General features: G+C 65.0%; 10 protein-coding genes. 4 read left to right on the top strand and 6 right to left on the bottom strand.

Annotation, left to right across the window (positions count from 1 at the left end; genetic code table 11):
- Nucleotides 1–48: 48 nt before the first annotated feature.
- Genes JL474_RS10170 through ptsP form a run of 3 tightly spaced genes read right to left on the bottom strand, consistent with a single transcriptional unit; the run spans nucleotide 49 to nucleotide 5,590 of the window.
- Complete coding sequence (locus JL474_RS10170) at nucleotides 49–1,788, bottom strand: PTS fructose-like transporter subunit IIB (RefSeq protein ID WP_203141994.1); 1,740 nt, start codon at nucleotides 1,786–1,788, stop codon at nucleotides 49–51.
- Nucleotides 1,785–2,750 (bottom strand): 1-phosphofructokinase, encoded by a 966-nt coding sequence (gene pfkB / locus JL474_RS10165; RefSeq protein ID WP_203141993.1) that lies wholly within the window; start codon nucleotides 2,748–2,750, stop codon nucleotides 1,785–1,787. The genes JL474_RS10170 and pfkB overlap by 4 nt, the downstream gene beginning before the upstream one ends.
- Nucleotides 2,750–5,590: a phosphoenolpyruvate--protein phosphotransferase gene (ptsP, locus tag JL474_RS10160; RefSeq protein ID WP_203141992.1), complete on the bottom strand. Its 2,841-nt coding sequence runs from the start codon at nucleotides 5,588–5,590 to the stop codon at nucleotides 2,750–2,752. The genes pfkB and ptsP overlap by 1 nt, the downstream gene beginning before the upstream one ends.
- A 242-nt stretch (nucleotides 5,591–5,832) precedes the next feature.
- Here ptsP and cra point away from each other — a divergent pair, with 242 nt between their 5' ends.
- Nucleotides 5,833–6,819, top strand: a complete 987-nt coding sequence (cra, locus tag JL474_RS10155) for a catabolite repressor/activator (RefSeq protein ID WP_203141991.1) — start codon at nucleotides 5,833–5,835, stop codon at nucleotides 6,817–6,819.
- Here cra and JL474_RS10150 read toward each other — a convergent pair.
- Nucleotides 6,769–7,305 carry an MOSC domain-containing protein gene (locus tag JL474_RS10150; protein ID WP_203141990.1) on the bottom strand — a complete coding sequence of 179 codons (537 nt, stop codon included), beginning with the start codon at nucleotides 7,303–7,305 and terminating at the stop codon, nucleotides 6,769–6,771. The two genes, cra and JL474_RS10150, sit on opposite strands and share 51 nt — an antisense overlap.
- A gap of 201 nt (nucleotides 7,306–7,506) precedes the next feature.
- On the opposite strand from JL474_RS10150, the gene JL474_RS10145 reads away from it, so the two are divergent.
- Nucleotides 7,507–8,682, top strand: a complete 1,176-nt coding sequence (locus JL474_RS10145; RefSeq protein ID WP_131483476.1) for a type III PLP-dependent enzyme — start codon at nucleotides 7,507–7,509, stop codon at nucleotides 8,680–8,682.
- Nucleotides 8,683–8,919: 237 nt separating this feature from the next.
- On the opposite strand, the gene JL474_RS10140 is transcribed toward JL474_RS10145, so the two are convergent.
- Nucleotides 8,920–9,309 carry a nucleoside-diphosphate sugar epimerase/dehydratase gene (locus JL474_RS10140; RefSeq protein ID WP_203141989.1) on the bottom strand — a complete coding sequence of 130 codons (390 nt, stop codon included), beginning with the start codon at nucleotides 9,307–9,309 and terminating at the stop codon, nucleotides 8,920–8,922.
- Nucleotides 9,310–9,447: 138 nt separating this feature from the next.
- On the opposite strand from JL474_RS10140, the gene JL474_RS10135 reads away from it, so the two are divergent.
- Nucleotides 9,448–10,368, top strand: a complete 921-nt coding sequence (locus JL474_RS10135) for a DUF4124 domain-containing protein (RefSeq protein ID WP_203141988.1) — start codon at nucleotides 9,448–9,450, stop codon at nucleotides 10,366–10,368.
- A gap of 23 nt (nucleotides 10,369–10,391) precedes the next feature.
- On the top strand, nucleotides 10,392–11,159 hold the full coding sequence (locus JL474_RS10130) for a TerC family protein (protein ID WP_203141987.1): 768 nt from the start codon (nucleotides 10,392–10,394) through the stop codon (nucleotides 11,157–11,159).
- Between the two features lie 49 nt (nucleotides 11,160–11,208).
- On the opposite strand, the gene JL474_RS10125 is transcribed toward JL474_RS10130, so the two are convergent.
- Nucleotides 11,209–13,200 (bottom strand): TonB-dependent siderophore receptor, encoded by a 1,992-nt coding sequence (locus JL474_RS10125; RefSeq protein ID WP_407944055.1) that lies wholly within the window; start codon nucleotides 13,198–13,200, stop codon nucleotides 11,209–11,211.
- Nucleotides 13,201–13,477: the final 277 nt, after the last annotated feature.

Here is a 13,477-nt window from a genome sequence, read left to right as displayed (position 1 = left end):
AGCAATGAGAGCGCCCGACGATCGTCCTGATCGCCGGGCGTTTTACCTTCAGGTGGCGTTGGCCAGGGCGGTTTTCCCGGTCTTGGCGAAGGCATAGCTGATGCCGATCACCAGCGAGCCGACCGTGATCGCGAACAGGTAGGGCAGCACCGCGCTCACCGCGTGCGGGATCAGTAGCACGAACAAGCCGCCGTGTGGCGCCATCAGTGAGACCTGGAACAGCATCGACAGCGCGCCGGTGATGGCCCCGCCCACCATGCAGATGGGGATCACCCGCAGCGGATCCTTGGCCATGAACGGAATGGCCCCTTCCGAGATGAAGCACAGCCCCAGCACAAACGACGCTTTACCCGCCTGACGCTCGTCGTCGGCGAATTTGCTCCGGGCCAGCAGACTGGCAATGCCCATACCGATGGCCGGCACCATGCCCGCAGCCATGATCGCTGCCATCGGCGCGGAACCGCCGGCGCCCTCGGACAGCAAGCCGACCCCGAAGGTGTAGGCGGCCTTGTTGACCGGCCCGCCCAGATCGAAACACATCATGGCGCCCAGCAGCGCTCCGAGCAGGACCGCATTGCCGGTGTTCATGTTGGTCAGGAAGTCGGTCATCGTCGCCATGATGGCCGCGATGGGCTCGCCCACGATGTAGATCATGGTCAGGCCCGTGAACAGGCTGGCCAGCAGGGGAATGATCAGGATCGGCTTCAGCGAGGCCACGCTCTCCGGCAGCGGGAGCTTCTGGCTCACCAGGCGCGCGGCATAGCCGGCCAGGAAGCCGGCGGCAATCCCGCCGAGGAAACCCGCCCCCAGCGTACCCGCCAGGTAGCCACCGATCATGCCCGGGGCGATCCCCGGCCGGTCGGCGATGGAGTAGGCGATGTAGCCGGCCAGCAGTGGAATCATCAGCTTGAAGGCGGTGCCGCCGCCGATCTGCATCAGCGCTGCGGCCAGCGTGCCTTTCTGCTCGGCCGCGTGGATGCCGAACACGAACGACAGGGCGATCATCAGACCCCCGGCGACCACCATCGGCAACATGAACGACACGCCGGTCAGCAGGTGCTTGTAGGGGCCCTTGCGTTCGCCGCTCTTGCTGCCTGCGGGTTTGCTTGTGCTGGCGCCGGTTTCGGTCTCCGCCTGGTCCAGCGCATCGCGCAGGGTGTCGGCCGGTTTCTTCAGGGCCGCGCCGGTGGAGGTGCGCCAGACCCGTTTGCCGGCAAAGCGTTCCGGATCGATCTCGATGTCGCAGGCGAGGACAACCACGTCCGCCTCGGCGATCTCGGCCTCCGTCAGCGCATCCTGGGCGCCGACCGAGCCCTGGGTCTCGACCCGGATGCGGTGGCCGGCGGCCCGTGCGGCTTCGCTCAACGCTTCAGCGGCCATAAAGGTATGGGCCACGCCGGTGGGACAGGCGGTGACCGCGACGATGGAGAGTCCCTGCGCACCGGTTGCGGGCGCGGCGGGCGCCGAGTCATCCGGGACATAGGGTGTGGCGGCCTGTTGCGCTTCGTCCAGGAACTGATCGGGATCGGTCAGCGGCGCCGTGACCGGCGCGTGATACAGCGCCTTGCCGGCAAACCGGTTCAGATCGACCGGTGCGCTGGCGGCGACAATCACCAGATCGGCCGCGGCGAGGGTGTCGTCATCGATCGGTGTGACCGGGCTGGCCTGGCTGTGGACTTCGGCCGTGACTTGCCAGTGGCGGGCTTCGGCGGCGCGGGTCAGGGCCCGGGCGGCCAGGAACGAGGTGGCCAGTCCTTGCGGACAGGCGGTAACGAGAATCAGGTTCATGATGATGCCTCCCCGGACAGGGTTGTATCCGGCCAGGGTGTGACCCTGGTGTGTTGTTGGAGTTGTAGGAAGTCGTCGGCGTCGGGATTGCCCACGCCCACATGGCGGACGCATTCGGCGGACAGGGCGGTGGCCAGCTGCAGGGTGTCGAAGTCACTGAGGCCGCTGAGTTCGCCATGGAGCAGGCCGGCCAGCAGTGTGTCGCCGGCACAGACGGTGCTGACCACCGGCACCTGCGGGGCACGGGCCAGCAGGTCCCGGCGCGGGTTGAGCCAGAGCACGCCCTCCGGGCCGCGGGAAATCACCACGTGGGCGATGCCCGACTGCTGCAACTGGCGGCCGGCGTCGGCCTGGGCGGTCAGGTCGGGCAGGGGGCGGCCGGCCCATTCCGCCAGTTCTTCGTTGTTGGGTTTGACGCCGCTGGGGCGGGCCCGGATGCCGGCCGTCAGCGCGGGGCCGCTGGTATCCAGCCAGACCGGCCGATCGGCCTCGGCGCAGCGCCGGATCAGCCCGGCCAGTTTTTCCGGTGCGAAACCCAGGGGCAGGCTGCCGGCGATGGCGACCGCATCACAGTCGCCGAGCAACGGGCTCAGGCGGAACTGTAGCCGGTTCAGGGCGTCCGCCGGGGTATCGAAGCCGGTGCCATTGAGGTCGGTGACCCGTCCGCCGGTTTCGGCCAGTTTGACGTTGGTGCGGCTGGTTCCGGGCACTCGCAGGAAGTGATCTTCCAGGCCCTCGTCGGCAAACAGCTGCTCGAACGGCGCCGCGTTATCCAGGCCCATCAGGCCGGACACCATGACCTCGTGGCCCAGCCGGCGCAGCACCCGCGCCAGGTTGATGCCCTTGCCCGCGGCGTCCAGCTGGGTCCGCTCGGTGCGGTTGACCTCGCCGAGGCGAATCGGCGGGGTTTCCACCGAGAGGTCCAGCGCCGGGTTCAGGGTGATGGTCAGTACACGAGCCATTACGCGCCCTCCAGCTTGTCCCGCACGTCACTCGCCGTGGCCTGTTGCAGGGCCAGCTGAGCGAGTGATTTCGCATCGGACAGGGCCAGGTTACGGATGCAGGCCTTGACCAGCGGCACCCGGCGGCTGGTGACGGAGAATTCGTCCACGCCCAGCCCCAGCAGCACCGGAATCGCCTGGGGATCGGACCCCAGTTCCCCGCAGATGCCCACCCAGCGACCGTGTTCGTGAGCCGCCTCGACGGTCATCTGGATCAGGCGCAGCACGGCCGGATGCAGACCGTCGGACTCCGCCGATAGCTGTGGGTGGCCGCGGTCGATGGCCAGGGTGTATTGGGTCAGGTCGTTGGTGCCGATGGAGAAGAAGTCCACCTCCGGCGCCAGGGTCGGCGCCAGCAGCGCACTGGACGGGATCTCGATCATCACGCCCACCTGCACGTCCGGGGCGTCGATTTCCTCGCGCAGCTTGTCCACCAGCGCCTTGGCGGCACGGAACTCGGCCAGGTCCTTGACCATGGGGAACATAATCCGCAGCGGGCGGCTGCCGGCTTCGGTCAGCAACGCGCGCAGCTGGGTCTCCAGGATCTCCGGCCGGGTCAGGGACAGGCGGATGCCGCGCAGGCCCAGGAAGGGGTTGTCTTCCTCGGGCAGCGGCCAGTAATCCAGCGGCTTGTCGCCGCCCACGTCCAGGGTCCGGGCCACCAGCGGCAGGCCGTCGAGCGCGTCGAACGCCTTGGCGTACTCGGTGCGCTGGGTGGCCAGGTCCGGGGCTTCGGAATGGGCCATGAAAATGAATTCGGTACGCAGCAGACCCACACCGTCGGCGCCGCGTTCCACCGCTTCCGGCGTGTGGGCGGTGTTGCCGAGGTTGGCGCAGACTTCCACCTGATGACCGTCCACCGTGCTGGCCGGCTCGTGGCGGGCTTCGTGGGCCCTGGCCTGAAGCTGCTCCAGCTGCTCCAGGCGCTGGTTCAGGCGGCGCCGACGCTCGCTGCCGGGTGCCGGGACGATGCAGCCCCGCTCACCATCCACAACGACATCCGTGCCGCTTTCCAGGGTCAGCAAACGCTCACCCACACCCACCACGGCCGGCAGGCCGAGGGCGCGGGCGAGGATGGCGCTGTGGGCGGTGGCCCCGCCCTTGGCCGTCACCAGGCCCCGAACCCGCTGGGTGTCCAGCCGGGCCACATCGGACGGGCCCAGGTCGTCGGCCACCAGGATGTAGGGCTCGTCCGGGGGTGTCGGCATGGACACCCCGCAGAGGTTGGCCAGTACACGCCGACCGACGTCGCGCAGGTCCGCAGCGCGTTCGGCCAGCAGACGGTCGGCGAGCGCTTCCTGGGCTTTGGCGGCGGTGTCGATCGCCTGCCACCAACCGGCCTCGGCCGAGGCGCCTTCGCGGATGATGTCGAACGCGGCCTGATGCAGGTCGTCGTCACGCAGCATCTCGGCGTGGACCGCGAGGATGGGACCGGCCTCGCCGCCTTCGGCGTGTCGGATCAGGGCTTCCAGTTGCTCGAAAGCGTCGTCGATGGCCTGGTTCAGGCGCTCGCACTGGTGGTCGGGATCGTTGGCGGTGGCCGCGTAGGTCAGTTCGGGCAGGCGCATGACGAAGGCCGGGGCCACGGCCAGTCCCGGGGACGCCGCAACGGCCTTGATCGGCGTATCCGGGTCCAGTGGTTCGACCGGTTGGGACGGCTGATCGCTGTCGGTTGTCTTGCGTTCATCGTGGGCGCGCAGCGGGGTCACTGCCTCGCCCAGGCCGGACTCGATGGCCTCGGCCAGGGCTTTCACCGCCGCTTCGGCTCCGTCACCGGCGGCGCTGATCACCAGTGTCTGACCGCGACGCGCGCCAAGGCCGATGACTCGGGTCAGGCTGGTGGCCGACACCGCCTGGGCGTCGCCTTCGAGCAGGCGCAGCTGCAGGGGCAGCGACTGCTGGCGGGCCACCTGCACCAGTTGCTTGGCCGGACGGGCATGCAGGCCGTGGGCGTTGAGCAGGCGGACCTGTCGGGTCACGGCGTTGGCCTGTTCCCCGGCCAGGCGCGCCAGCAGCTCGTCGGCGGACAGGCTGGCAATGGATTCCGGCTGGGTCAGCAGGTGATCGATCTGCTCCAGCAGCGGCTGGGTGTCTTCGCCCTGACCGGCCAGGCACAGCACGCCGTCCAGCGCGCTATCGGCTTTGGCCGGGGTAGCCACCGCCAGCGCCGGTTGGGTGACGCCATCGGTGGCATGCACCAGCCACAGGCCGCGGCCCAGCGCTTGTGGCGCCTGGGCCACCAGGCTGGCAATAAACGGCGGCTCGACACAGCTCAGGCTCTGCAGGCGGGCGGCGGCGGTCAGCGCCAGTTCGCGGGTGTCGCTGGCCGGCACCTTCAATAGCAGGGTATCGCGATCGCACTTGGGCGTGGCGGGTGTGCGCGACAGGCAGGCCAGCAGGGTGTCCCGGTCGGTCGCCTCAGCCAGCTGTTGGGCCAGGCCCGGTTTGTCCAGCACCCGGGTGAGGTGGCGCAGGATGTCCAGGTGTTCGTCGGACTGGGCGGCGATGGTGACCAGCACATGGACCCGGGCATCGTCGTGCCAGGTCACGCCGTCGGGAAACTGCAGCACCCGGATGCCGGTGGAGCGGACGTGCTCGCGGCTCTCGGGTGTGCCGTGGGGGATGGCAATGCCGTTGCCCAGGACCGTGGACGACTGGGCCTCGCGTTCCAGCAGGCCTTGCAGGTATTCGGGGGTGGTCCGGCCTGCGGCTTCCAGCTCCTCGCCGGCCAGGGCGAGGGCCTCGCGCCAGTCGGCGGCGCGGCAGCCCAGACGGATGTCGTCGGCAGTTAACGTAAGCATGGGGAAATCCCCTTGGTTGACCTTGTTGTTGTCTCACAGCAGCCGGTCAGGCGCCGTGGTTAAAAACGTATTTAAGCATTTGCTGAATCGTGTCAGCAATGACTAGAATGGATCATGAAACAACATTGATCAGATTTCAAGCAATGCAAATCACGTCGGTCGGGTCACGTTGACTTCGGTGATCCCGTAGAATGTCGGCTTTATCGACAGGCGCCCGGCAACAGGGACAGCAGGAGACCGCAATGACCTTGGCAGAACTGGCCCGACTGGCGGGCGTTTCGCGCACCACGGCGAGCTACGTGCTCAATGGCCGGGCCGCTGCCAACCGCATCAAGCCCGAGACCGTGGAGCGGGTGACCACGCTGGCCCGGGAACACGGTTTCCGCATCGACGCCCAGGCGGCGGCGCTGCGTGGCGGCCAGTCGCGCACCCTGGGTTTCATCCTGCCGGACCTGGAGAACGCCAGTTACGCCCGCTTGGCCAAGTTGCTGGAAGTGGGTTCCCGCGCCGAGGGCTATCAGCTGCTGATCGCCGGCTCCGACGATGACGCCGAGACGGAACGCTCGCTGGCGCTGTCGTTCCGGGCGCGGCGTTGCGACGCCCTGATCGTGGCGAGCTGCCTGCCGCCGGACAGCACTTTCTACCGGGATCTGCAGGCCGAGGGGCTGCCGGTGATTGCCGTGGACCGGGCCCAGGATCCCTCACAATTGACCTGCATCGTCAGCGATAACCAGGCCGGCGCGGCCGCTCTCACCCGTTCGGTGCTGGGCCCGGGGGTGCATTCGGTGGTCTGGCTGGATGCCCTGCCCGAGCTGGCCATGACCCGCCAGCGGCGCCAGGGCTTCGAAGAGGCCGTCGCAGACTGGAGCGGCGAGGCCATCGTGATGAGCGGCGATCGGTTCGACCGGGCCTCCGGGGCCGCCCTGGCCCGGGAGCTGCTGGCAGAGCGGGGCCAGCCGGACGCGTTGGTGACGGCGTCCTATTCCCTGCTCCAGGGGGTGCTGGACGTGTTGCTGGAGCGGCCGGACGGCCTGCCCGCGGACCTGCACCTGGCCACCTTCGGCGACGACCGCCTGCTGGATTTTCTGCCGATCCGCGTCAACGCCCTGCCACAGCAGCACGAGGCCATCGCGGCGGCCACCCTGAAAGCGGCGCTATCCGCGATCCATGGTGTGACCTCACCCGGTTGTCAGGTCATCGAACGACGTCTGCACCGGCGCGCGGTCTGACGCCAGCACCTCGATTACATCCCCCAGCCGGATCTCACCGCCCTCGATAACCCGTGTGGTGATTCCGCCATGCCCGCGCATGGCGTTGTAACCCCCGGGCCCGAGTTCGGCCTCCATCTTGGAACAGGGATCGCACAGCCCGGTCATTTCCAGCACCGCCTCACCCACCCGGAAGCGTTTGCCCTTGAGCGCCAGCAGGTTGAGGCCGCGGACCACCAGGTTGCGGCGCAGCCGGTCGGGGGTGATCGCGTCCTGGTGTACGAGCGAGGCAATCACCGGCAGGTGCTCCGCCTGGATCAGTGTCACCTGGCGCTTGCTCTCCGGACGGCCCCGGAAGCGGTCGCCGATCAGCCCCTGGCCCCGCTCGATGGTGGCGGATTCCGGCGCCAGCATGGGTTCGTCCCGGCCCGGCCGCAGGCCGATCCATTCAAGCGTGCCCTGTTGCGGGAGGGTATTCATCAGATCCTGCAGGCGTTGTGCGGCCATGGTCGCTCCTTGATCGTCAGGTGAGGGGTTGATGGTACGTAGCGGGAAACTTTCGTGCCATATCGCGTCGCCGGGTTATGGGTAGATTTGCGCACTATCCGGGTCCCCGATTTGTTCCTACATTCGCGCCCATACCGGCCCGGACCATTGTCCGGGCCATTTTTATTGGCGTCGTCCCAGATGAGGAACCCATAGACGTCCATGAACGAACACGCCCCGATCCAGGTTTCCGACTACTACGACGATGCGACCTTCCAGCGCATCAAGACCTTTGCCGACACGAAAGAAACCCCGTTCCTGGTGGTCGATACGGCCACGATCAACCGTCAGTACAACGAACTGGTGGAAAATTTCCCGTACGCCAAAGTCTATTACGCGGTGAAAGCCAACCCGGCGCCGGAAATCCTGACCATGCTGCGGGATCGGGGTTCGAATTTCGACATCGCCTCCATCTATGAGCTGGACAAGGTGATGGCCCTGGACGTCTCGCCGGATCGCATCAGCTACGGCAACACCATCAAGAAGGCGAAGGACGTGCGCGCGTTCTACGAGCGGGGCGTGCGCCTGTTTGCCACGGATTCCGAAGCGGACTTGCGCAACATCGCCAAGGCCGCACCGGGGTCGAAGGTGTACGTGCGCATCCTGACCGAAGGCACCCAGACCGCCGACTGGCCGCTGTCCCGCAAGTTCGGCTGCCATACCGACATGGCGATGGACCTGCTGATCCTGGCCCGCGACCTGGGCCTGGTGCCCTACGGCGTGTCGTTCCACGTGGGTTCCCAGCAGCGTGAAATCGGCGCCTGGGACGCGGCGCTGGGCAACGTGAAGGTGATCTTCGATCGCCTGCGCGAGGAAGACGGCATCGAGCTGAAGATGATCAACATGGGCGGTGGTTTCCCGGCCAACTACATGACCCGGACCAACGAACTGGGCACCTACGCCGAGGAAATCCAGCGCTTTATCCGTGAGGATTTCGGCGACGACTTCCCGGAAGTGATCATCGAGCCGGGCCGTTCGCTGATTGCCAACGCCGGCGTGCTGGTGAGTGAGGTGGTGCTGATTTCCCGTAAATCCCGCACCGGTCTGCACCGCTGGGTGTTCACCGACGTGGGCAAGTTCTCGGGCCTGATCGAGACGCTGGACGAGTCCATCAAGTTCCCGATCCACACCGAGAAAACCGGGGAATGCGAAGACGTGGTGATCGCCGGCCCGACCTGCGACAGCGCCGACATCATGTACGAACACTACAAGTACGGCCTGCCGCTGAACCTGGCGATGGGCGACCGACTTTACTGGCTGACCACGGGTGCGTATACCACCACATACAGCGCGGTGTGCTTCAACGGTTTTCCTCCGCTTCAGGACTATTACATCTGAAGCAGTTGAACAGGGATGGTGTTAATCGCGAGTTCCTTGGGGAGCGCGTATCGTAGGTTGGGCTGACGAAGGAAGCCCAACAATTAGCGGGCTCCAGACGTTCCCGTTATCACGGGCATGCTTGGAGCATGGGTACTCAAAAACCGGCTTGGCGGCCATGGGATTGGATGAGATTGGCCGCCAACCGGGTTTGTTGGGCTTCCTTCGTCAGCCCAACCTACGCCATTGCGCTGGTTGTCAGTCCTGAATGCCCCGCAACTCCGACAAGCGTGTCTCGGTATCCGAATCCGCGCGCAAGGTGAGCGTCCGGACACCGGTGGCCATAACCTCCTCCCAGATATTATCCGCGATCACCGGCGGCTCTCCCTCAATCCGAACCACCACCTTGACCTGATGCCGTTGGATCAGTGCCGCCAGTTCCCCGGGATATTGCACCGTCGCCCCCAGGAGCCGGGTCCGGTTGTTCCAGGGCTCATCGTCAATAAACGCGACGAGTTGGAAACGGCCGCTGGCCTGAACGGCCTGTCCCAGACTGAAACCGGGATAGCCCACACCCACGATGATCAGGTTCGCCGGCGGCTTTTGGCCACCGAACCAGCGTTTCAGACGACTGCGCCACGGCGTCACAGGGGCTCCTCGCAAAGAAAGATCGCTTCGTACGGACCGCATTATCCGCAATCGGCCGGGATTCGGACAGGGTACTGGTTGTTCCCGACCGGTCACTATACACTCAGCCCGTAACGGCAAGGATGATCGGATAGACGTATGACACGTGGGCTGTTGTTGGCCTTGTGCCTGTTGCCCCTGTGGGGACACGCGGACATCTATCGCTACACCGACGAAAACGGCGTAGTGCATTTCAGTGATCGCAAGGAACCGGATCGCCAGCAGGAACGGGTGGAAGTGCGTGGCAGCGCGTCCCGATTCCAGCGCTTCCAGATCGACATCGTCACCGACGGTGTCACCCTGACCGATGACGAACGGGCGGACATTTCGGCGAACGTGAACAATGTCTACGCGTTCTTCGACGATATTCTCTATTTCGATATTCACCGCACCGTACCGGTGAACATCCGGGTGCTGCCGGACAAGGCGACCTATAACCAGTTCGTGGCCGCCAACACGAAAGGGCCGGTTCCCCCGTCCCGCGGCATATTCCTTAATAAAGGCAACCAGATCGCGGTCTATTTGCGGGAGAACCGCGAAGATACCCTCCGCACCATCAGCCACGAAACCGCCCACGCCATCGTCGCGACCCTGACGCCTTACGTACCGGCCTGGCTTGACGAAGGCCTGGCGGAACAGATGGAAATGCTCCGGCGCCGCGACGGCCATCTGGTGATCGATGCCCATCCGGAGAATACCCGGATCGTGGACTACATGCGGGCCAACAGGATGCTGCCGGACGTGGCCGATTTTCTGGCGATGCAGAGCCGGGACTGGCGTAATCATTACGCCGATAAGGGCTATTCACTGCAGGCCCAGACCGGTGAGTTCGTCTACTTCCTGCTGTCCACACCCACCGGCCGCAGCTTCCTGGTGCGACTGATCCACCAGTACCAGCGGGGCGACCGCACGCTGGCCGCGGGCCTGGTGGACGACAACTACATCGGCGGCATGCGCGTGCTGCAGGACAACTGGGCGCTCTGGCTGCAGGGCGCCCGCACGGATTCAATCACCTTCTAAATCACTGACTGAGGACCGACCCCATGGTGGAATGGTTCAGCTGGATCGGCGATCCCCAGGCCTGGATTGCCCTGGCCACCCTGGCCCTTCTGGAAATTGTGCTGGGCATCGACAACATCATCTTCATCTCGATCCTAGTGGGCCGGCTGCCGGAACACCAGCGCAACCGGGCCCGCATCATGGGCCTGGGGCTGGCGATGATCACCCGCATCCTGTTGCTGTTGTCGCTGGCCTGGGTGATGACGTTGACCCAACCCCTGTTCACGATCCTGGAAGAAGAGATCTCCGGCCGGGACCTGATCCTGATCATCGGTGGCCTTTTCCTGCTGGCCAAGAGTGCCCATGAGATCCATAACAGCCTCGAGGGCGAGGAAGAGAGTGGGGCCTCGGCGGCCACAGCCGGCCTGGCGGCGACCCTGGCGCAGATCGCCGTGCTCGATATCGTGTTCAGCCTGGACTCGGTGATTACCGCCGTGGGCATGGCCGATCACGTGACGGTGATGGTGATTGCGGTGGTTCTTGCGGTGGGGGTGATGATGTTCGCCGCCAAGCCGATCGGCGAGTTCGTCGACGAGCACCCGACCATCAAGATGCTGGCGCTGAGCTTCCTCATCCTGGTGGGCGTGGCCCTGCTGGGGGAAGGCTTCGACATGCACATTCCCAAGGGCTACATCTACTTCTCCATGGCCTTCTCCTTCGGCGTGGAACTGCTCAACCTGCGCATGCGCAAGAAACGGGCGGAGAAGGTGCGGTTGCACCACGAGCTGGTGGAAGATCGCGAAGAGTCGTAGGCGGGAATTGAGGCCGGCCGGAGCGTGGTACTCCGGCCGGTAGCAGAACTTACCAGCGGTAGCTGACGCTGCCGATCACCCGGCGTTCGGCGCCGTAGTAACACCAGTAATCGCAGCTGGCGACGTACTCGCGGTTGAACACGTTGTCGGCGTTGACCTGAACACGCCAGTGCCGGGTAACGTCGTACTGAGCCATCATGTCGAACACGGTGTAGGACGGCACCTCATAGCCGTTGGCCTTGTCTTCGGTGCTGCCGACATAACGCACACCACCGCCCACTTTCATGCCCGGCACCCATTGGGCCAGCGTGTAGTCCAGCCAGGCCGAGGCCATCTGCCGCGGAATCAGCGGCGCCTGAACCTTGTCATCGCTGCTGGCGGTATTCTCGGTAGTGGTGTCGCTGAAGGTGAACGCGGCCGTCGCCTGCAGGTTCGGCGTCAGGTAGGCAACGCCTTCCAGCTCGAAGCCGTTGGTGTTGCGCTCACCCGCCTGGGACTGGATACCGCCGGTGGTCACCAGCGAGTTCTTTTCGTTGATGCGGTAGACGGACGCGGTCACGTACCCGTCCAACCCGTCTGGCGCGTACTTCACACCCCCTTCGATCTGTTTGCCTTCCAGTGGATCGTAGAGATCGCCATTGCTGTCGGTGCCCACGATCGGCTGGAACGACTCGCTGTAGCTGACGTAGGGCGACAGGCCGTTGTCCGCCAGGTACATGATGCCGCCGGACAGGGAGACCTCGTCGACATCCGCGGTTTCCCGGGTGCCGCTGGTGCGGTTCACGTTATCGGTGTCCGCCTGGTCGTAGCGGGCGCCGGCCAGGAAGATCCAGTGATCGTCCAGACGCAGCTGGTCCTGGATGTAGTAACCCGTTTGCTGCTTGCTGATCTTGCGATTGACGATCGCCGAGGTGTCGACCGGGTTGTAGGTGCCGTACCGCGGATTGAACAGGTCGATCTCGCCGAACGCGTAGTCGTCGTATTCGTCGCCGGTGTTTTCCAGGTCCTGGTAGTCCACGCCCAGCAGCAGGGTGTTCTCGGTCCGGTCGGTGAACCATTTGCCGACCATCCGGTTGTCCACCGTCCAGGATTTGATATCGCCGTCCCGGTATGTCAGGCCGCGCTGACCGGTCCGCGGGCCGGTCTGGAACAGGATGTAGCTGGAGCGCAGGGTCAAGTCCAGCTGGCTATAGCGCAGGTCCTGTTCGAAGGTCCAGGTGTCGTTGAGGCGATGGGACAGCTGGTAGCCGATGGCGGACTGCTCGCGCTCGTTGGTGTCGAAATCCGGCTCGCTGTAGTTGGTGGACGGATCGACCTTGCCAAACGGTGTATCGTTGACGGTGCCGTAGCCCAGCTTGAAGCCGTTGTAGGGTACCGCATTGTCCTTCTGGAAACTGGCCAGAATCGTCAGTTGGGTGTCGTCGGAAATGTCCCACTCGACGCTGGGGGCGATGTAATAGCGCTCGTCCTCGGTGCCATCGATATCGCCGTCTTCATTGCGGTACAGGCCGACCAGGCGATAGCGAACGTCATCGCTGCCGGCCACCGGTCCGCTGGTGTCGAAGGCATACTGCTGGTGATTGTTGGTGCCGCCCTGGACCACGATTTCGCCCTGGGTGGTGTCCGTCGGCCGTTTGCTGATGGCGTTGATCACCCCACCCGGAGGGGCTTCACCGTAGAGAATCGAGGCCGGTCCCTTGAGCAGTTCCACCCGTTCCAATCCGTAGGTTTCCGGCAGCCACTGATAGAAGCCCTCGCGGTAGATGCGCAGACCGTCCTGATAGGTGGACTGGTCGTAGCCGCGCACCTTGAACCAGTCCGTATCGTTGTCGTCACCATACTGGCCGGACAGCACGCCGGCGCGATAGCGGAAGGTCTCGTCCAGTGACTGGACATTGCGCTCTTTCAGCTCTTCCTGCTCCACCACCGACGCGGGGCGGGGCGTCTCCACCAACGGCGCGGCCACTTTCAGCGCGGTATCGGAAACCACCAGCGTGTTGAGTGACGAGCTGTCGCTGTCATCGGACTGGGCGGTCGCCATGGGCGCCACGCTTAACAGTGCAGCCGGGACGGCCAGGGGAACAACGCAGGACCGCCAGCGGGCGGACGGGGAATGCAAACTCATGAACACCTCAATCATGCGGACGTGCTGGAGGCAATTTATTGCCTGATGAATAAGGCGAATAATATTAATGCGCTTTAACAAATGCAAATAATTATCAATAACTGAGGTGGTCGCGTTAAGCCTTCAGAAGAGCGAGGACGTGTCTTTCAGGTGGGCATATCGGGGGTGTGCCGCCCGCCCGTCCGGCTGGACA

The sequence above is a fragment of the Marinobacter mangrovi genome, assembly GCF_016798325.1.
Lineage (GTDB): Bacteria > Pseudomonadota > Gammaproteobacteria > Pseudomonadales > Oleiphilaceae > Marinobacter_A > Marinobacter_A mangrovi.
Note: the sequence above shows the minus strand (reverse complement) of the source record. Positions and strands in the feature narration are given on the sequence as shown.

Coding starts and splice junctions, on each gene's coding strand:
- JL474_RS10135 (WP_203141988.1), top strand. CDS start 9,448: ATGACACGTGGGCTGTTGTTGGCCTTGTGCCTGTTGCCCCTGTGGGGA.
- pfkB (WP_203141993.1), bottom strand. CDS start 2,750: ATGGCTCGTGTACTGACCATCACCCTGAACCCGGCGCTGGACCTCTCG.
- JL474_RS10150 (WP_203141990.1), bottom strand. CDS start 7,305: ATGGCCGCACAACGCCTGCAGGATCTGATGAATACCCTCCCGCAACAG.
- JL474_RS10130 (WP_203141987.1), top strand. CDS start 10,392: ATGGTGGAATGGTTCAGCTGGATCGGCGATCCCCAGGCCTGGATTGCC.
- JL474_RS10170 (WP_203141994.1), bottom strand. CDS start 1,788: ATGAACCTGATTCTCGTTACCGCCTGTCCGCAAGGACTGGCCACCTCG.
- JL474_RS10125 (WP_407944055.1), bottom strand. CDS start 13,200: ATGGCGACCGCCCAGTCCGATGACAGCGACAGCTCGTCACTCAACACG.
- ptsP (WP_203141992.1), bottom strand. CDS start 5,590: ATGCTTACGTTAACTGCCGACGACATCCGTCTGGGCTGCCGCGCCGCC.
- cra (WP_203141991.1), top strand. CDS start 5,833: ATGACCTTGGCAGAACTGGCCCGACTGGCGGGCGTTTCGCGCACCACG.
- JL474_RS10145 (WP_131483476.1), top strand. CDS start 7,507: ATGAACGAACACGCCCCGATCCAGGTTTCCGACTACTACGACGATGCG.